This window comes from Microbacterium sp. Soil_C_42, assembly GCF_057656735.1.
This window is the reverse complement of sequence record NZ_JBDGJU010000032.1, coordinates 23,957-42,946: the sequence shown is the minus strand read 5'-3', so window position 1 is coordinate 42,946 and position 18,990 is coordinate 23,957. Positions and strand designations below refer to the sequence as shown.

Genomic DNA, 18,990 nt, shown 5'->3' with positions numbered 1-18,990 from the left:
GGGCCGGGACGACCCGCGGGTGCGCCGGGCCTCGCCGCCGGTGAGGCGGGTGCCCCGGCAGCAGGCTTGGCCGCTGCGGGCGCCGCGTCAGCGGACTTGGCCGCGCCGTCGGCTTCGAGCGCAGCACGAAGCTTGCGCGCGACGGGGGGTTCGATGGTGGACGAGGGGCTCTTGACGTATTCGCCGAGCGCCTTCAACTTCTCGAGCGCGACCTTGCTGTCGACGCCGAGCTCGGAAGCGATCTCGTGCACGCGTGGTTTGGCAGCCACAAATTCTCCTGTCTGGGTCCACCCAGACAGGGCAGACCGTTATTGGCGGACGGGTCTCATTTCGAGCCGTTCACTTTGTTTCCATAGCCGTTCAGCCTTTTCGCTGGATGTGCTCTTCGATGGTCTGCGTGTCAAGCGGGCCTGACACACGCAATGCCCGCACGAAGGCGCGGCGCCGAATGGCGGCATCCACGCACTCCGGCGTCTCGTGCACCCACGCGCCTCTTCCGGGCATCGATGCACGCTCGTCGACGACGAGGCGGGAATCGATGGAGACCACCCTGAGGAGGGCGGTCCGGAGAGCACGCGTGCGGCATCCGACGCACGTTCGTACAGCGTCCATATTACACCGCCCGGCTGTGAGCCAGCGCCGCGGGTCAGCCCTCCTCGAGGATCGAGTCCGGCTGGATGTCGATCTTCGCGCCCGTGAGCTTGGCGGCGAGGCGGGCGTTCTGGCCCTCCTTGCCGATCGCGAGCGACAGCTGGTAGTCGGGCACGAGTGCGCGCACGGCCTTGTTCGAGGCATCCAGGATGAAGCTCGACGTCACCTTCGCGGGCGACAGCGCGTTCGCGACGAACTTCGCGAGTTCGGGGTCGTAGTCGACGATGTCGATCTTCTCGCCGCCGAGCTCTTCGGTGACGGCGCGCACGCGGCGGCCGAGCTCGCCGATGCACGCGCCCTTGGCGTTGATCGACGGGTCGTTCGCCTTCACCGCGATCTTCGTGCGGTGGCCGGCCTCGCGTGCGAGCGAGACGATCTCGACGAGCCCCGCGGGGATCTCGGGGACCTCGAGCGCGAACAGCTTGCGGACGAGCCCCGGGTGCGTGCGCGAGACGGTGATCTGCGGGCCCTTGGTGCCCTTGGCGACCGACGTCACGTAGACGCGCAGACGCGCGCCGTGCGCGTAGTCCTCGCCGGGCACCTGCTCCTCGGGAGGCAGGATCGCCTCGACGGTGCCGAGGTCGACGTGCACCATGCGCGGGTTCGGGCCCTGCTGCACGATGCCGGCGACGATGTCGCCCTCCTTGCCGCGGAACTCGCCCAGCACGGCGTCGTCGGCGATGTCGCGCAGGCGCTGGCTGATGACCTGCTTCGCGGCGAACGCGGCGATGCGGCCGAAGTCCTCGGGGGTCGACTCCTCCTCGCCGACGACCGCGCCCTCCTCGTCGAGCAGCGGGATGAAGACGGCCACGTGACCGGTCTTGCGGTCGAGTTCTGCGCGCGCACCCTCCGGCAGCTCGCCGGTGGGCGAGGTGTGCTTCGCGTACGCGGTCAGGATCGCCTGTTCGATGATGCGCACGAGCTCGTCGAAGGGGATCTCCTTCTCGCGCTCGACAGTCCGCAGCAGTCCGAGATCGATGTCCACAGTGGCCTCCGTATTCAGCTCTCACCAGCACGTCGACGCGTGCCGGAACCCTCCAACATTACCGGATGCCGCGTCCCGCGGTTCTGCGAGTCGGCTCCACGCCCTTCGCAGCGGCCGGCCCCCTCCTCCCCTCACCTGGCGCAGTCGTCGACGTGGGTGTCGGAGTGGCGGAACCGGGCATCCGTCCACTCGATGAGCACGGGCACGAAATGCGATCCGGGAAGCAGCGTGCGCAGATGGTCGTAGCCGCGGTATTCGAGACTGCGCACCTGATTCCCGTCCGCACACAGCCGGTCGACGAACTCGCGCTGGAGGTGGGGAGGGATGACCTCGTCCTGGTCCCCCCACGCGACGAGGACCGGCTGCGTCCACGGCCCCGTCGGCGTGTTGTCCTCGAGGCGACGGCCGAGCGGGCCGGCAGTGAGGTCGCCGACGTAGAGCGGGCGGTCCTCGGAGACACCGAGCGCGGTCGCGACAGACACGATGACGCCGGGCTCGGACGGGCACCGCTGCGTCATCTCGCGGACGATGGCCTCGGAGCCCGGCGCGATGTAGCGGGTGAGGTCGACATCGTCGTAGGTGTCGGCGTAGGGCACGAGCACCCACGAGATGAGGATCGACAGCAGGGCGTTCGCGTCGCCGCTGGTGAGCTCCTCGGCGAGCGCGACCGGCTCTGCGGCCGGTGCGAGCAGGGCCGTGCCCCGCACGTCCAGATCGGGCGCGTAGTCGTCGGCGATCTGCGAGGTCCAGAGGGCGGCGTGTCCGCCCTGGGAGTGCCCCCAGACCGCGGTCCGGCTCGACAGCGTGACGCCGTCGAGCTCGCGCGCGGCGATGACGGCGTCGAGCGACGAGCGCGCCTCGCCGCGGCCGATCAGGTACGGGAACACGCCGGGAGCCCCCTGTCCCGAGTAGTCGGAGGCCACGACGACCCAGCCGTTCGCGACCGCCTGGTCGAGTCCGGGGATCGCCCATTTCGTCGCCGACGCATCCCGCAGGCTCGGCGCGCACCCGCGGGCGACGCCGGTGGTGCCGTGATTCCACACGACGACCGGTCGCGGGCCAGGAGGCGGGTCCTGCGGCACGATGACCAGTGCGCTGGCCACCGCCGGCTGGCCGTTGGCGTCGCGGGTCGTGTAGAGGATGCGGCGGACGTCGGCGCCGGCGGGCTTCTGCCCGGAGAAGTCGTCGCTGCGGATCAGGCGCCCGTGGTCGTACGGCGCGACGGCGGGCGGGTCGTAGAACGCGTCCACCACCTGGGCGCCGTCCTCGAACCACGAGTTCGCCCACCACCCGCCGACCGCGAGCACCACCAGCAGCGCCGAGAGCGCGTAGCGCCCCACGGCCAGCCACGCGGCGCGGGCGCGGCGGCGACGCGTCGTGGATTGCGGAACGGATGCTGCGGGCAGCCCTGTCGCGGGAACAGAACGCCGTCCCTCCACGAAGGCACGCACCGCGCGGAACAGGAGGGTGGCGCCGAACACGATCGTGCGGACACCGAAGATCACCGCCACGAGGAGGACGGTGACGTCGGGCCACGCATACGACAGCACGCCCAACGCGATCTGGGTACCGCCCCAGACACCGGCGAGCACGCGCTGGCTCACGCTGCCGCGCGACACCGCGTCGTAGACGGACGCGAGGCCGCCCAGCACGAGGAGCACCGCGATGATCTCGGGCAGCAGCTCGAGCGTGCGGCCGAGACCGAAGAGCACCGCCAGCCCGAGCGCGATCCACAGGCCGCCGAAGACGAGTCGGGACCAGAGCGGCGTCTCGGGTGCGGCGATGATGCGCGCAAGACCCGAGAAGACGGCACTGAGACCCACGTACACGGTCAGCAGCACGAGGGACGTCAGCGGTCGCGTCACGATGAGCAGCCCGACCAGGAGCGAGAGCGCGCCCACGACGACGAGCACAGCGGGAGGAGCTCCCCGCACGAGGCGAGGCACGACGCTCCAGCCGGTCGCCGGTCGCCGGTGGCCCTCGCGGATCATCCGCCCCATGATAGATCGCCTGCCCGTGATCTCGCGGGGCCGGCGGGCCGCGCCCCTCCGCAGGCTCCCCCGCACCTGAGCTGCGTCAAGCCCCTGCTCGCGGTGTCACCGGCAGTTAGCGTGAGGTGGGTGCGGACCCGGAACGAGGTGAAGACGGGCGCGAAGCAACTCGCCCGCGAGGCGGAGTCGAACTCCGTCTTCGAGGTGCTGGCGCGCGCCGGCTACGTCGCCAACGCGATCATCCACGCGCTGATCGGCGTCATCGTGCTCGTGATCGCCGCGGGCGGCAAAGGTGAGGGCGACCAAGTGGGCGCCCTGAAGGCCGTGGCGGGTGCACCTGCGGGCTTCGTCATGCTCTGGCTCCTCGCGATCGGATTGTGCGCGCTCGGAGGGTGGCACGCCGCGGAGGGGCTTCTGGCGCGAGATCGGTCGGGCGACACGAAGGGCGCCGCGCGGAAGTGGGGGCGCCGGCTCGCCGAATGGGGACAGGCCGTCGTCTTCCTGGCGCTCGGTCTGATCTCGGCGGCGGTGGCGATCGGCGCCCGGCCGAACGCCGACAAGACCGCCGAGGCCGCCAGCCGCGAGCTGCTGCGCAGTCCGGGCGGCTCGATCGTCCTGGCGGTCATCGGGCTCGCGATCGGGATCGCCGGCGTCGTCTTCGTGATCATGGGCGCGAGGCGCAGCTTCCGCACACGCATGCGGATTCCCGACGGCACTCTGGGACGGTGGGTCACCGTGCTCGGAGTCGTGGGATTCGTCGCGAAGGGAGTCGCCCTGACGGCCCTCGGCGTGCTCATCATCGTCGCAGCGTTCATCACCGACGCCGATGCTGCGGGCAGTCTCGACGGGGCCATCGATGCGATTCTGGGGCTGCCGCTGGGTCCCGCGCTCGCCTGGACCATCGGCATCGGCTTCTTCGCCTACGCGGCCTTCACCATCGCCCGCGCCCGCTTCGCGCAGATGTGAGAGCTCGTCACCGCGCCGGCGTCACGCCACCGACCGGCGCGGACACCGGCCCATTCGCCTCCGCTCCGCCATACTGGCCGTGCACGACTCAGGCGGCAGTGGCGATCCACAGGGGGCACGGGCATGACCGACGGCACGACGAACATCGCGATCACCGACGCCCTCCCCGCTCCCCGCGGCAGCGGGCTGCGCGTCGCGGACCCCGGGCTCATCGGCCTGCTGGGCTTCGTGATCGCCACCGTCACGGCGCAGCTCGCGCATCTCGGCATCCAGGACGACGCGCCCGTGTTCTGGGTGGGCGCCGTGTTCGGCGGCGTGGTGCAGGTGACCGCGGGCATGCTGTCGTACTTCGCGGGCGACAACTTCCACTTCATCGTGTACAACGCCTTCGGCTGGTACTGGATCGTGGTCCCGGGGTTCCTGCTCGGTGAGGAGCTCGGCTTCTTCGAGGTCACCGCACAGGCGCGCGGGCTCTTCTCGCTCGTGTTCGCGATCCTGGCGCTGCTCTTCACGCCCGCGGGCGCGGTGCACAACTCCGTGCTGCCCGTCACGCTGCTGAGCGTCTCGCTCGGGCTGGGGCTCCAGTCGGTCGCGGCGTTCACCGCGACGGAGGGTCTCGCGATCACCGGCTCGATCCTGCTGATGGTGGCCTCGGCGCTCGCGGCCTACATGCTCGTCGAGAAGTTCTACTGGCGGACCATGGGGCGCCGCGTCGTGCCGCTGGGCCCGCCCTGGATCCTCGGCGATCCGAACCCCGAGTCCTGACGACGCCACGACGAGGACGCCGCCCCGCCTGACGAAGGCGGGGCGGCGTCTCGATCCGGCGTCTGAGCTCAGGCGCGGTAGACCTGCACCACCGAGGGCCGCGGCGCGGTGGCGACGGCGCCCGCCGCCGTCGAGCCGTAGTCCGGGAAGAGCGACGTCGGCGCGGCGAACGTGCCGCCCTCACCGGGGTGCTGCACGGCGACGAACACGAGGCCGTCCTTGTCGTGGATGACGGGACCGCACGTCTCGGCCTCGCGCGGCACCGACAGGAACTGCTGCACGTGGCCCCGCTCAGCGCCCTCGAGCGGCACGAGGAACAGGCCGTCGTTGTAGCCGATCGTGCTCGGCGCACCGTCTGTCGAGATCCAGAGGTTGCCGGCCGAGTCGAACGCGACGTTGTCGGGGCATGAGATCGGCGACACGAGCTCCTTGGGGAAGCCGGCGAAGTACGAGTTGCCGAAGACGGCGGGGTCGCCGCAGAGGAGCAGGATGCTCCAGCCGAACGTCGTGCCCGCCTGCCCTGCGGTCTCGGTCAGCTCGACGACATGGCCGTAGCGGTTGCCGGTGACGGGGTTCGCCTCGTCGAGGGTCGCCACCGAGCGCGCCGAGTTGTTCGTGAGCGCGAGGTACACCTTGCCCGTCTTGGGGCTGGGCTCGACATCCTCCGGACGGTCCATCTTGGTCGCGCCCACGGCATCCGCCGCCAGACGCGTGTAGACGAGCACCTCCTGCGTCGTGAATCCGGCGACGACACTCTCGCCGTTCTGTGTGAGCGGGATCCAGGTGCCCGAGCCGTCGAACGTGCCGTCGGCCGGCAGTGCGCCGGTTCCGGTGATCTGGTTCGCCGGCGAGTTGCCCGAGAACTTGGCGACGTACAGGTCGCCCTCGCTCAGCAGCTGCAAATTCTTCTTGCGCGAACCCGAGATCTTGTTCTTCGAGACGAACTTGTAGAGGTAGTCGTTGCGCTCGTCGTCGCCCATGTACGCGACCACGCGGCCGTCCTCGGCGACGATGACGTTGGCGCCCTCGTGCTTGAAGCGGCCCATCGCGGTGTGCTTGCGCGGGGTCGAGGTGGGGTCCTGCGGGTCGATCTCCACGATGTAGCCGAAGCGGTTGGGCTCTTTGACGTAGTCGGGGTTGTGCGCGTCGAAACGGGGGTCGTACTTGTCCCAGCCGGTCGAGGTCGAGGTCGACGACGAGGACTGGTAACGCTTCTGCGCGGCGGTGTCGGCGGCCCACGCGAAGTAGCCGTTGAAGTTCTCCTCGCCCGAAAGGATCGTGCCCCACGGCGTTGTCCCGCCGGCGCAGTTGCCGAGCGTGCCGTGCACCCAGCGCCCCTCGGGGTCGGCAGCGGTCTTCACGAGGTCGCTGCCCGCGGCAGGTCCGGTCAGTTCGAACACCGTCTCGACCGTGATGCGACGGTTGCGCTTGCCGTCGACGACGTACGACCACGGCTCGCCCGTGCGCGTGCGGGTGATCTCGACGACCGACATGCCCTGCGCGGCCTTGTAGATGTCGCCTCGACGCTGCAGCTCGGCGGCGTCGGTGGTCGGCGGGAACATGATCTCGGGATTGACGTACTCGTGGTTGTTCACGAGCACACCGGTCTTGCCGCTCGGGTCGGCGACGATGTCGAGATAGTCGCTGTTGTAGCCGAACTGCACGGCCTGCGCGGCGGGCGTCTGCGCGTTGATGTCGAAACCCGGAGCGTTGGAGAAGAGCGGGTCGCCCCACCGGATGATCGGACGCCAGGTGTAACCGGCCGGAACGGTGAACTCGTCCACCAGACGGTTCACCGGCGCGATCGGGTCGAACGGGAGGCTGCCGCCCGCGGGCCGCGCGAACGCGGCGCCCGCTCCCCCGACACCCGACGAGCCCGGGCCGGACAGCGGCGTCTGTCCGCGGAGGCCGCCGACAGCGACGGCGACAGCACCTGCGGCACCGAGGCCGAGGAGCGCGCGACGCGACAGCGCGGCTGCGGCGACCTCCTGGAAGGTCTCGTTGTGCGACGAGTTGCACTCGGGGCCCAGGCACGCGTTGGCGCACTTGTACTGGCAGGTCACGGCGAGGCGCTTGCCTCGTGCGTGGTCTGCCATGGGCAGGGAACGGCGGAATCCTTCGATGATGCTCACGAGCGTCCTCTCGGCATGCATGACAGCGGGCTGGCGTGGGGTGGCGCCAGCCTCGTCGCGTGCGGCGAAGCTCACCGGAACCGGAGGTGAACAGCCGGCGACGAGGACATGAGAACGGCCTCATCGGGACGGATGCCGCATCCCCCGCTGTGCGGAGATCGCGAGCGTCAGCCGGCCGGTGCGGAGTCCAGCGAGTTGATCGCCCGGATGAGGCGGTACAGCTCGCCCACGCGGAACTGGTTCAGCCGCAGGACCAGCCGCGGCCACTGCAGCTCGTCGTCGTCTTCGATCTCGACCGTGAGCGGTCCGCGCCGCTCGATGCCGCCCTCGGTGACGAGGTCGCCGAACGCGGCGTTGAGCGCCTCGACCTCAGCATCCGTCGGCTCCGCCTTCACGCGCAGCACGAGCCGCTTGCCGACCCACCGCAGCGAATCGTAGTTGCGGTAGAACCCGGTGAGCTCGTCGACGGCGGCCGTCACCGAGTCGGTGACGAGGACGCGATCGAAGTCGCCCTTCGAGATCACACCGGACGGAATCAGGTGATCGTCGACGAATCGGCGCAGTCCCGTCCAGAACGTGCCGCCGGGCGCATCGAGCAGGACGATCGGTGTCGGATCGGCCTTGCCGGTCTGCTGCAGCGTCAGCAGCTCGAACATCTCATCCAGCGTGCCGAACCCTCCGGGAACGCAGACGAAGCCGCTCGACTCCTTCACGAGCATGAGCTTGCGCGTGAAGAAATACTTCATCGCCACGTTGCGGGCGTTCGCGCCGACGATCGCGTTCGGCTTCTCCTCGAACGGAAGGCGAATCGACACACCGAGCGAGTTGTGGGGTCCGGCGCCCTCGGCGGCAGCCTGCATGATGCCCGGGCCCGCACCCGTCACCACCATCCATCCGCGTTCGGCGAGCGCAGTGGCCGCCTCGGACGCCTGGCGGTAGAGCGCGTCGTCGGGCAGCGTGCGCGCGGAGCCGAAGATCGTGACCTTGGGGATACCCCGGTACGGCGCGAAGAGGCGGAATGCGGCGCGCATCTCGCTGAGCGCGGCTGACGTGATCTTGAGATCGAGGCGCTCGGTGTCGTCGATCCCCAGCCCTATTCCCGTCGCGAGGATGCGTGCCACCAGGTCGGTGCTCTCGGTGATGCCCGCAGCGGCGATGGTCGCGCGCAGCTCCTCCGTGACGGGATGCGGGATGGTTCCGGTGTCGCTGGGGCCCATGACGCCCAGGGTGCCACGCGGAGCCGCCGTTCGGTGGACGACGCGTGAACGATCTCGTCACGAGGGGGGCGGGACGCGACCCGCCGCCCTTCTTCAGCGAGCGCTGAGGCGGGCGACGGCGTCGGCGACCGAGACGACCTCGCGGTCGCCGGTGCGGCGATCCCAGAGCTCGACCTGGCCGTCGGCGGCGCCGCGGCCCACGATGACGATCTTCGGCACACCGACGAGCTCGGCGTCGCCGAATTTCACGCCGGGCGAGACCTTCGGCCGGTCGTCGTAGAGCACGTCGAGGCCCGCGGTCTCGAGGTCGGCCGACAGCTGTGCGGCCACATCGAACACCACCGGCTCGCGGCCGGCCGCGACGACGTGCACATCGAACGGCGCGACCGAGGCGGGCCAGATGAGGCCCTTGTCGTCGTTGTTCAGCTCGGCGATGATCGCGAGGATGCGGGTCACGCCGATGCCGTACGAGCCCATCGTGACGGTGACGAGCTTGCCGTTCTCGTCGAGGACCTTGAGGCCCAGCGCGTCGGCGTACTTGCGGCCCAGCTGGAAGACGTGCCCGATCTCCATGCCACGGGCGAGCTCGACCGGACCCGAGCCGTCGGGCGCGGGGTCGCCCGCGCGGACACTGGCGACCTCGACGAATCCGTCGCCGGTGAAGTCGCGGCCTGCGACGAGGGTGTGCACGTGCTTCTGGTCGATGTTGGCGCCGGTGACCCACGCGGTGCCGTCGACGACCCGGGGATCGAGGAAGAACCGGATGCCGGTCGCCGACTCCTCGCCGAGCACGGCGCCGGTCTCCGACCAGGGGCCGATGTAGCCCTTGACGAGCAGTGGATTCGCCGCGAAGTCCTGCTCGGTGGCGGGCTCGACCGCGGCCGGGGCGAAGGCCACCTCGACGCGCTTGTCGTCGACGTCGCGGTCGCCGGGCACGCCGACGATCACGAGCTCGCGGGTGCCGTCGAGGTGGGTGAGCGCCAGCACGACGTTCTTGAGCGTGTGCGCGGCCGTCCACTCGGTGACGCCGTCGGTGGCGGGTCCGGCGATCCCCGAAGCGGGTGCGTCGAGGTGCGCGTTCGAGTGGTCGACGAGCGTCTGGATCGTCGGCGTGTTCGGCGAGTCGAAGATCACGGGATCACCGAGGCCGTCGAGCGCGATCGGCTCGGGGGCGACGGTCGTGAACGCCTCGACGTTGGCGGCGTATCCGCCGGCCGAGCGCACGAACGTGTCTTCGCCGACGGCGGTCGGGTGCAGGAACTCTTCGGAGCGCGAGCCGCCCATCGCCCCCGCATCCGCCTGCACGATGACGTATTCGAGACCCAGGCGCTGGAAGATGCGCTCGTACGCGTCGCGCTGCGCCATGTAGCTCGCGTCGAGTCCGGCGTCGGAGGAGTCGAACGAGTACGCGTCCTTCATCGTGAACTCGCGGCCGCGCAGGAGGCCTGCGCGGGGGCGCGCCTCGTCGCGGTACTTGTCCTGGATCTGGTAGATCGTGAGCGGCAGGTCCTTATACGACGAGTACAGGTCCTTCACGAGGAGTGTGAAGGCCTCCTCGTGCGTGGGCGCCAGCAGGTAGTCGGCGTCCTTGCGGTCCTTCAGGCGGAAGATGCCGTCGCCGTACTCCTCCCAGCGGCCCGTGATCTCGTACGGCTCGCGGGGAAGCAGCGCCGGGAAGTGCACCTCGTAGGCGCCCGCGTTCGCCATCTCGTCGCGGATGACCTGCTCGACCTTCGCCTTCACACGCAGACCCAGCGGCAGCCACGCGAAGATGCCTGGCGCCTGGCGTCGGATGTAGCCGGCGCGCACGAGCAGCCTGTGGCTCGTGACCTCCGCGTCGGCGGGGTCTTCACGGAGCGTGCGGAGGAAGAAGTGCGACAGACGGGTGACCACGAGGGTCAAGTTTAGGGCGAACGGATGCCGCGCCCCGGCGCCGATGTCAATCCCGGTCTTCGCACGCACCCCGGTCCCTACACTGATCGGGTGCCCGCACGCCGACCTCGACTCGCTCCCGCACACGCCCACGCCCACGCCCACGACGAGCTCGTCGAGTCGCTCGCGCACCTGCGCAAGGAGCTGGATCTTCCGGCGGAGTTCCCCGCCGAGGTGGAGGCCGAGGCGCAGGGCGCCGCCCGCGCCGTCTCCGTCGACCCGGTCGCTGCGGGGCTCGACGACCTGCGGGACATCGAGTTCCTGACGATCGATCCTGAGGGATCGATGGATCTCGACCAGGCGCTCCACCTCGAGCGCACGCCGACGGGGGCGGTGCTGCACTACGCGATCGCGGACCTGCCCGCATTCGTCGTGCCGGGCGGTGCGGTCGACGCCGAGGCGCGGCTGCGCGGGCAGACGCTGTACGCGGCCGACGGCCGGATCCCGCTGCATCCCGTCGTCATCAGCGAGGATGCCGCGTCGCTGCTGCCCGAGCGCGACCGGCGGGCATTCGTCTGGCGGTTCGTCCTCGATGACGGGGCGCGGCCGGTGGAGACGACGCTGCGGCGCGCGATCATCCGCTCGCGGGCGCGATGGAGCTACGCCGACGCGCAGGCCGCGGTCGACGGCGGCACCGCCGCGCCGAGCCTCGATGCGCTCGCGTGGTTCGGCCCGCTGCGGCTCGAACGCGAGGCCGAGCGCGGCGGAGCGAGCCTGAATGTGCCCGAGACCCGCATCGTCGCCGACGACGGCCGCTACCGGCTCGAACGCGACGCGCCGCTCGCCATCGAGGACTGGAACGCCCAGGTCTCGCTCCTCACCGGCATGGCGGCCGCGGACCTCATGCTGCGCGGCGGCGTCGGCATCCTCCGCACGATGCCGGCCGCCGAGGAGGCCGACGTCGCGGTCTTCCGGGCGCAGACCGGGGCGCTCGGCATCCCCTGGACGAGCGACGTCTCGTACGGCGACTACCTGCGGGGCCTCGGACGCGATTCGCCCGCGGCGCTGGCGATCCTGGATGCCGCCGCGGGCCTGTTCCGCGGCGCCGGATACGTCGCGTTCGACGCAGCGCAGCCGGCTGACCCGCTGCAGGCTGCGATCGCCGCGCCCTACGCCCACGTCACCGCGCCGCTGCGTCGCCTCGTCGACCGCTGGACGCTCGTCGTCTGCGAGGCGCTCGCGAACGGGCGGGAGGTGCCCGCGTGGGCGCGGAAGAGCCTTGCGTCGCTGCCGAAGATCATGGCGCGCAGCGACGGCGTGGCGAACCGCCTGGATGCGGCCGCCCTCGATCGCGTCGAGGCGGCACTCCTGTCGGGGCGCGAGGACCACGTCTTCGAGGCCGTCGTGCTCGGCCTGCGAGCAGACGGCGCGCGCGTGCAGCTGGCCGACGCGCCGGTCTCGGCGAAGGTCGCCGGACTCGACGCGGCCGCGGGCACGACCGTGCGGCTGCGCCTCAGGACAGTCGAAATCGCCTCGGGCACCGTCCTGCTCGAACCGACCGCATAGCGTGGTCGCATGACCACCGTGCTGCTCACCGGGTTCGAGCAGTTCGGCGGCGACGCCGCCAACCCCTCCGCAGCGGCCGTCGAACTCCTGGCCTCGCGCTGGGATGGGCCGGAAGCGCTCGTCACCGCCGTGCTGCCGGTGACGTTCGCGGGCGCAGCGGAGCGGATGCGCGCACTGCTGGCGGAGCACCGGCCAGACATCGTGATCGCCGCCGGGCTCGCGGGCGGTCGCGCAGCGATCGGCGTCGAGCGCGTGGCGGTGAATCTCGTCGATGCTCGCATCCCCGACAACGACGGGGACCAGCCCGTCGACGTGCCCAGTGTTCCCGGTGCCGCGACCGCCCATTTCGCGACGCTCCCCGTGAAGGAGATCGCGCAGCGCGTCGCCGACGCCGGGATCCCCGCCCAGGTGTCGTACTCGGCCGGCACGTTCGTATGCAACCACGTGTTCTTCACGGCGCTCGAGGCCGCGGCATCCGGAACCCGTGCCGGATTCGTGCACGTCCCCTGGTCCACCGAGCACGCGCCGACGACGGATTCCGCCGCCCTGCCCCTCTCAGACATCGCCCGTGCGCTCGAGATCGCGGTGCGGACGAGCCTCGACGTCGCAGAAGACACCGCCGCGTCCGGCGGTGCGCTGCACTGATCGGGCGCGCCATCATCAGAGGAGATCTGCGAGGGAGAGGGCGAATCGCGCCGCAGGCGTCCTCTGCTCGGCAGGTCCCCGCTGGAGTGCAGGCACCTCAGCCTGCGCGTCGTCCGAAGTGCAGCACCTCACGCACGACGAGACCTGCCACCAAGGCCCAGAACGCGGCGCTCACGCCCGCGATCGCGACGCCCGACGCGGCCACGAGGAACGTCACCACGGCCGGCAGCCGTTCCCCCGGATCGTCGATCGCCTGCTGCACCGCCGAGCCGAAGGCGCCGAACAGCGCGATGCCGGCGACCGCTGGGATCACAGCTTCCGGCGCCACCACGACCAGTGCGACGAGCGCCGCCGACAACCCGCCGAGCACGATGCCGCTCGCCCCCGTCGACACGCCCGCCACCCAGCGCCGCTTCGGGTGGGGATCCGCATCGGGCGCCGCGGCGAGCGCCGCGCTGATCGCGGCGAGGTTGATCGCGTGCCCGCCGGCCGTCGCGCCGATCGCGGTGCCGACACCGGTCACGAGCATCGCCGGCCGCCACGGCACCTGGTAGCCGAAGCTGCGCATGATCGCGATGCCCGGTACGTTCTGCGACGCCATCGTCACCAGGAACAGCGGCAGCGCGAGTCCGACGACCGCGCCCCAGGTGAGCGTCGGCGCCGTGAACTCCAGTCGGGGAATGAGCAGCGCCGGATCGATCGTCGCGCCCGGGACCACGGCATCCACCGCCACGACGACGGATGCCGCGACGAACGCGAGCGGCACCGCCCACCGCGGCGCGAGCCGCACGAACACGAGCCACGTGACGAGGACCGGCACGACGCCCCACGGGTTGAGGACCAGCCCGGTGATCGGGGCGAGACACAGCGGGAGCAGCACGCCGGCGAGCATCGCCTGTGCGATCGACGGCGGGATCCGCGCGATGAGCCGGCCGAGCTGCGGCCAGAGCGCCGTCAGCAGGATGAGGCCGGCGGTCACGAGGAACGCGCCGACCGCCGCAGGCCAGCCGCCCTCGACGGCTCCGGTGGCGGCGAGCACCGCGGCGCCGGGCGTCGACCACGCGACGGTGATCGGCATGCGATAGCGCCACGCCAGGAGGATCGCCGACGCCCCCATCGTGAGACACAGCACGAGGAGGCCGCTCGCCGCCTGCGCGCGCGATGCCCCGACGGCGTCGAGGCCGGTCAGCACCACGGCGAACGAGCTCGTGACGCCGACCAGCGCCGTCACGATCCCTGCGACGATGGGCCGCGACAGCGGTGCGGCGTCGGCCGGAGCGGGCGTCGTGGGCTGGGGCATTCTCGGATCATGCCACGGGCGACATGGCCGTCGATAACGCGAGCAGGTCAGCCGTCGAACTGCGCGAGCACGTCCGCGATCATGCGATGCCCCTGCGCCTCGAACTCGGCGTCGCCGACCTGGTGCGCCCAGCAGGCCGTGCCGATGGCCTCTCGCGCTCGCAGCAGGATCCAGTGGGACGGTCCCCACGCCTCTCCACGCATCGCTTCGCGCTGCGCGGAGCCTCGGGCGCGTGGGCCCAGCCGGGGGTCCTGGCCGTAGCCATCGAGGAACGCCGCCTCGCACGCAGGGTTCTCACGCCACTCCTGCGCGGCGAGGCGCACGAAGTCCGTGGCGGCGGGGCGGAACGCGAACCGCCCGAAGTCGATGACACGAACCTCGTCGCCGTCGACCAGCCAGTTGCGCGGCTGCCAGTCTCCGTGGGTCGGAACGAGGTCGTCCTCGATCGGCGGCAGCGTGGCGAGCATGGCTCGCAGCCGGCGCTCGACGTCCGGCGCGATCGCGTGGGACGCGTCCAGCCAGGCGATCGCGCGGCGGGTGGCGGCAGCATCCGTCCCCTCCGGCCGCCGCGCCGCCTGCGCATGGAACTGCCGCAGCAGCACGCCCGCACGACGATGGATCTCGGGGTCGACGCCCGCGGCCGTGCGGTACGCGAGCTCGCCGGGAAGCCATTCGAGCACCAGGACGCGGGCCTCACGATCGGCCCACCGGAGCCTGGCCGCGTGGCCGTGCTCCGCCCACGCGGAGATATACCCGCCCTCGTGCGCGTCGAGTTCGCGGCCGAGGTGGTGATCGGCGTCGCCGCTCGCCTTGACGATGAGCGCGCGATCGCCCTGGCGCACCTGCAGCACGACGGTCTCGACCTGGTTCCAGCTGAGGTCGGCGATGACCTCGGCGCCGGGGAGCCACGCGGCGACGAGGGCACGCTGCCGCGGCGACAGACGGCCGAGGCCGGCGTCGACAGGCGGCGTGGACGGATCGTGCACCCTCGGATCCTGCCATGCGCGCCGTGACCGTGCCCGTAGGGTCGGGGTGTGCGTCGACCGATCCTCCCGCTGGCGGTGGCCGCGACAGCGGCCGGCCTGGGCGTGCTCGCGTGGGCGGAGTACGTGAACTGGCGCGCCTCGCACCGCGCGCTCGGCGTCAGCGCCGGCGAAGACGGCATCGAGGCGGTGGTGGTCCTGGGCTACCGCGATCGAGGGCCGACCGCGAACTTCGTCAACCGGTACCGCGTTCGCGTCGGGCTCCGTTCGCAGAGTCCTCGCGCGCGCGAGAGCGTGCTGGTGCTGTGCGGCGGCAGCGTCGGCGGCGACATCCCTGAAGCCGAGCTGATGGCGCGCTACGCCCGGGAGAGACGCGGTTACGCCGGGCGCATCCTGCTCGACTCGACGAGCACGACCACGCAGGAGAACATCGAGAACGCGATCGCGCTCGTCGAGGACGCGGATGCCATCAAGGTCGCGTCGAACTCGCCCCACGCCGCGGTCGGACGGGAGTACCTCCGCAGCCTGAGGCCCGACCTCGCCGACCGTCTCACGCGTGGCGCGGACTACAGGTTCGGCGAGGCGCCGCTGTTGAAAGTCGCTGCGGCCGTCATCGCGGGCCGGTACCACGCGCGGCGGCGAGCCGAACCGCGATGACCGGCGCCGGCGCTACGACGTGACGACCTGCGCGGTGCCGATCGCCGCGTCGGGGCCCATCTCGTCGGCGATGCGGTTCGCCTCTTCGATGAGGGTCGCGACGATGTCGGCCTCAGGCACCGTCTTGATGACCTGACCCTTCACGAAGATCTGGCCCTTGCCGTTGCCCGAGGCGACACCGAGGTCGGCCTCGCGGGCTTCGCCCGGGCCGTTCACGACGCAGCCCATCACGGCGACGCGGAGCGGCACCGTCATGTCCTTGAGCCCCTCGGTCACGTTGTCGGCGAGCGTGTACACGTCGACCTGGGCGCGGCCGCACGACGGGCACGAGACGATCTCGAGCTTGCGCTCGCGCAGATTGAGCGACTGCAGGATCTGGTGGCCGACCTTGACCTCTTCGGCCGGCGGGGCCGACAGCGAGACGCGGATCGTGTCGCCGATGCCCTCGGCGAGCAGGATGCCGAATGCCGTGGCGCTCTTGATCGTCCCCTGGAACGCCGGGCCCGCCTCGGTGACACCGAGGTGGAGGGGCCAGTCGCCCCGCTCGGAGAGGAGGCGGTACGCCTTCACCATGACGATCGGGTCGTTGTGCTTGACCGAGATCTTGAAGTCGTGGAAGTCATGCTCCTCGAACAGGGATGCCTCCCATACGGCGCTCTCGACGAGCGCTTCCGGCGTGGCCTTGCCGTACTTCTCGAGCAGGCGCTTGTCGAGCGAGCCGGCGTTCACGCCGATCCGGAGCGACACCCCGGCCGCCTTCGCGGCAGCCGCGATCGCGCCGACCTGGTCGTCGAACTTGCGGATGTTGCCGGGATTCACGCGCACCGCGCCGCACCCGGCGTCGATCGCCTGGAAGACGTACTTCGGCTGGAAGTGGATGTCGGCGATCACCGGGATCTGGCTCTTCGCCGCGATGATGTGCAGCACATCGGCGTCGTCCTGCGACGGCACGGCGACGCGCACGATCTCGCAGCCCGAGGCGGTGAGCTCGGCGATCTGCTGGAGGGTGGCGTTGATGTTGGTCGTCGGCGTCGTCGTCATGGACTGGACGCTCACGGGCGCATCGCCACCGACCAGCACCTTGCCCACCTTGATCTGGCGGGTCTTGCGACGGGGGGCGAGCGTTTCGGGGACCTTGGGCATCCCGATGTTGACGGCTGGCACGTCTGACAGCCTACGCGTCGGCGCGGGGCTCGGGCTGGGTGCCGGTCCCTGCCGCCTCCGAGCCCGTGAGGGCGCGCACCAGCGTGCGCGCATCGTACGGCCCCACGTGCCGCACGCCGTTGATGAAGAACGTCGGCACCGACGTGATGTCCATCGCCTCGGCATCCAGCATGTCGTCGCGCACCCGCTCGGTCACCCTCGGCGAGCTGAGGTCCTCCTCGAAGCGCTCGACGTCGAGTCCGAGCTCGCGGGCTCGCCGGATGATGTCGGACGGCAGCTGGTGGTCCTGATCGGCGAACAGGCTGCGGGAGAACTCCGGCAGCCTGCCCTGCAGGTTCGCGGCTTCGGCGGCCTCCGCCGCGGCGAGCGCGTTGGGATGCTGGCGTTCGAGCGGGGCGTGCCGCCAGACGTACCGCAGCCGGTCGCCGAGCTCGCGCCGCACCTCCTCGATCGATCCGGACGCCTTGAGGCAGAAGGGGCACTGGAAGTCGCCGTACTCGACGATCGTGAGCGGCGCGTTCACGTCGCCGTAGATGTGGTCGCGCCGGGGGTCGACCTCACGCACCAGGGTGCGCCCGCCGTCATCGTCGGGCCGTCGCGCGTCCGAGATGCGGAACACGATCGCAGCGAGGATGAACGCCAGGACGGATGCTGCGAGCACGCCGACGCGCGCCTCGTTCTGCACGCCGGGGTCGTCGATCGCGAGATCGATGATGAAGAGCGAGATCGTGAACCCGATGCCGCACAGCATCGCGCCGCCGGCGATGCGGTCGAGGGTGAGTCCGAGTCCGAACTCGCCCAGCTTGAACACCTTCATGATCGCGGCCGCGCCGAAGACGCCGACGAACTTGCCGACCACGAGCCCGACGATGATGGCCCATGTGACCGGCGACTGGACCGCCGCCGCGAGGATCGGGCCGGAGATCTCGACGCCCGCGTTGGCCAGCGCGAACATCGGCAGGATGACGTACGCCACGTACGGGGCGTAGGCCGACTGCAGGCGCTCATTGATCGAGATCGATTCGCGCAGGCTGTTCGCCGCCTGGCGGGCGTACTCGGTGTTCGGCGACTGGCGGAACACCCGGGCGAGCTCCAGCGCCTGCTCCACGTCTCGGCGGTTCGGCCGGTACACCGGGATCAGCAGGGCGATGGCGACACCGGCGAGCGTCGGATGCACGCCGGACGCGAGGAACGCGAGCCACACGATGATCGACAGGGTCGCGTAGATCGGGCCCCGGCCCCGGCGCACGTACCGGGTGAAGTAGATGCCCGCGAGCCCGACCGCCGCGACGACGAGCGGCAGCGGCGTGAAGTTCTCGGTGTAGAAGAGCGCGATGATGCTCAGCGCACCGATGTCGTCCACGACCGCGAGCGCGAGCAGGAACACGCGCAATCGGCCGGAGGCGCGAGGCCCGATGAGGGCGAGCGCGCCGACGAGGAACGCGGTGTCGGTCGAGATCACCACGCCCCACGCGTGCTCGCTGCCCGACCCGGCGGCGATCGCGAGGAAGAGCCCCGCCGGCACGAGCAGCCCCGCGAGGGCGGCTATCACGGGGATCATCGCGCGCGACCAGCTCGTGAGCTCGCCGATGGCGAACTCCCGGCGCACCTCGAGCCCGACCGTGAAGAAGAAGATGGCCATGAGCGCATCATTGACGAGCGCATGCAGCGTGAACTCGAGATGGATGTCGCCGAACCCGATCGTCAGCTCGGTCTCCCAGAAGTCGTGGTAGGACGTCGCGGAGATGTTCGCCCAGACGATCGCGACGAGCGTCGCGAGCACCAGCAGGAGAGCGCCGGTGCGCTGCTCCCCCATGTTGCGGATGCGGTCGGCGATCGACGGACCGCGACGACGGCGCGGCTCCGGCCGATCGGGCTCGGGTGAGCGCTCGGCGATGGTCAGCTGGGTCATGGCGTACCTCCGCGAGGCGGGGATGCGGGGAAACGGGCTGGCCTCAGTATGGTGCGTAACGCGGCGCCGGTGGGCCGATGGCCGGATCGGGCGTGTGGTAGGTTCGGCGCATGTCCGCGCACCTCTCCTGGTGGCTCACCGCATAGGCGGTGGGTTTCGCGCGACCACAGACCGCCCACGGGGC

Annotated in this window: 16 protein-coding genes; 5 read left to right on the top strand and 11 right to left on the bottom strand. The window is 70.8% G+C overall.

Features of this window, described 5'->3' with window-relative positions; translation table 11 throughout:
- From AC3A46_RS15775 to AC3A46_RS15760, 4 genes are all read right to left on the bottom strand, one after another.
- The coding region (locus AC3A46_RS15775) for a translation initiation factor IF-2 N-terminal domain-containing protein (RefSeq protein ID WP_487666050.1) at positions 1-269 on the bottom strand (269 nt) is incomplete at its 3' end.
- 91 nt (positions 270-360) lie between these two features.
- A complete protein-coding gene (locus tag AC3A46_RS15770; protein WP_487666049.1) occupies positions 361-612 on the bottom strand; it encodes a YlxR family protein in 252 nt (83 codons plus the stop codon).
- A 34-nt stretch (positions 613-646) separates the two neighbouring features.
- Entirely contained in the window at positions 647-1,636 is a 990-nt protein-coding gene (gene nusA / locus AC3A46_RS15765; RefSeq protein ID WP_116193892.1) for a transcription termination factor NusA, read from the bottom strand.
- 131 nt (positions 1,637-1,767) lie between these two features.
- Positions 1,768-3,627, bottom strand: coding sequence for a lipase family protein (locus AC3A46_RS15760; protein WP_487666048.1), 1,860 nt, complete (start codon positions 3,625-3,627; stop codon positions 1,768-1,770).
- A 129-nt stretch (positions 3,628-3,756) separates the two neighbouring features.
- On the opposite strand from AC3A46_RS15760, the gene AC3A46_RS15755 reads away from it, so the two are divergent.
- On the top strand, positions 3,757-4,593 hold the full coding sequence (locus tag AC3A46_RS15755; RefSeq protein ID WP_487666047.1) for a DUF1206 domain-containing protein: 837 nt from the start codon (positions 3,757-3,759) through the stop codon (positions 4,591-4,593).
- Positions 4,594-4,716: 123 nt separating this feature from the next.
- Positions 4,717-5,358, top strand: a complete 642-nt coding sequence (locus tag AC3A46_RS15750) for an acetate uptake transporter family protein (protein WP_487666046.1) — start codon at positions 4,717-4,719, stop codon at positions 5,356-5,358.
- A gap of 68 nt (positions 5,359-5,426) precedes the next feature.
- Here the strand turns inward: AC3A46_RS15750 and AC3A46_RS15745 are convergent, their stop codons facing one another.
- From AC3A46_RS15745 to AC3A46_RS15735, 3 genes are all read right to left on the bottom strand, one after another.
- Positions 5,427-7,454, bottom strand: a complete 2,028-nt coding sequence (locus AC3A46_RS15745) for a PhoX family protein (protein ID WP_487666052.1) — start codon at positions 7,452-7,454, stop codon at positions 5,427-5,429.
- 203 nt (positions 7,455-7,657) lie between these two features.
- A complete protein-coding gene (locus tag AC3A46_RS15740) occupies positions 7,658-8,707 on the bottom strand; it encodes an LOG family protein (RefSeq protein WP_487666045.1) in 1,050 nt (349 codons plus the stop codon).
- Between the two features lie 93 nt (positions 8,708-8,800).
- The gene (locus AC3A46_RS15735) at positions 8,801-10,600 is read right to left on the bottom strand and encodes a proline--tRNA ligase (RefSeq protein ID WP_487666044.1); all 1,800 of its coding nucleotides are present in this window, start codon (positions 10,598-10,600) and stop codon (positions 8,801-8,803) included.
- 90 nt (positions 10,601-10,690) lie between these two features.
- On the opposite strand from AC3A46_RS15735, the gene AC3A46_RS15730 reads away from it, so the two are divergent.
- Together AC3A46_RS15730 and pcp are read left to right on the top strand one after the other, a co-directional pair.
- Entirely contained in the window at positions 10,691-12,145 is a 1,455-nt protein-coding gene (locus tag AC3A46_RS15730) for an RNB domain-containing ribonuclease (protein WP_487666043.1), read from the top strand.
- A 9-nt stretch (positions 12,146-12,154) separates the two neighbouring features.
- Positions 12,155-12,790, top strand: coding sequence for a pyroglutamyl-peptidase I (gene pcp, locus AC3A46_RS15725; RefSeq protein WP_487666042.1), 636 nt, complete (start codon positions 12,155-12,157; stop codon positions 12,788-12,790).
- A 97-nt stretch (positions 12,791-12,887) separates the two neighbouring features.
- Here pcp and AC3A46_RS15720 read toward each other — a convergent pair whose 3' ends face one another.
- Complete coding sequence (locus tag AC3A46_RS15720) at positions 12,888-14,090, bottom strand: benzoate/H(+) symporter BenE family transporter (RefSeq protein ID WP_487666041.1); 1,203 nt, start codon at positions 14,088-14,090, stop codon at positions 12,888-12,890.
- 47 nt (positions 14,091-14,137) lie between these two features.
- Positions 14,138-15,076, bottom strand: coding sequence for a phosphotransferase (locus AC3A46_RS15715; protein ID WP_487666040.1), 939 nt, complete (start codon positions 15,074-15,076; stop codon positions 14,138-14,140).
- A 48-nt stretch (positions 15,077-15,124) separates the two neighbouring features.
- Here AC3A46_RS15715 and AC3A46_RS15710 point away from each other — a divergent pair, with 48 nt between their 5' ends.
- Positions 15,125-15,730, top strand: coding sequence for a YdcF family protein (locus tag AC3A46_RS15710; protein WP_487666039.1), 606 nt, complete (start codon positions 15,125-15,127; stop codon positions 15,728-15,730).
- 12 nt (positions 15,731-15,742) lie between these two features.
- On the opposite strand, the gene ispG is transcribed toward AC3A46_RS15710, so the two are convergent.
- The gene (gene ispG / locus AC3A46_RS15705) at positions 15,743-16,894 is read right to left on the bottom strand and encodes a flavodoxin-dependent (E)-4-hydroxy-3-methylbut-2-enyl-diphosphate synthase (protein ID WP_487666038.1); all 1,152 of its coding nucleotides are present in this window, start codon (positions 16,892-16,894) and stop codon (positions 15,743-15,745) included.
- A 10-nt stretch (positions 16,895-16,904) separates the two neighbouring features.
- Positions 16,905-18,806 (bottom strand): Na+/H+ antiporter NhaA, encoded by a 1,902-nt coding sequence (gene nhaA / locus AC3A46_RS15700; protein WP_487666037.1) that lies wholly within the window; start codon positions 18,804-18,806, stop codon positions 16,905-16,907.
- Positions 18,807-18,990 lie beyond the last annotated feature (184 nt).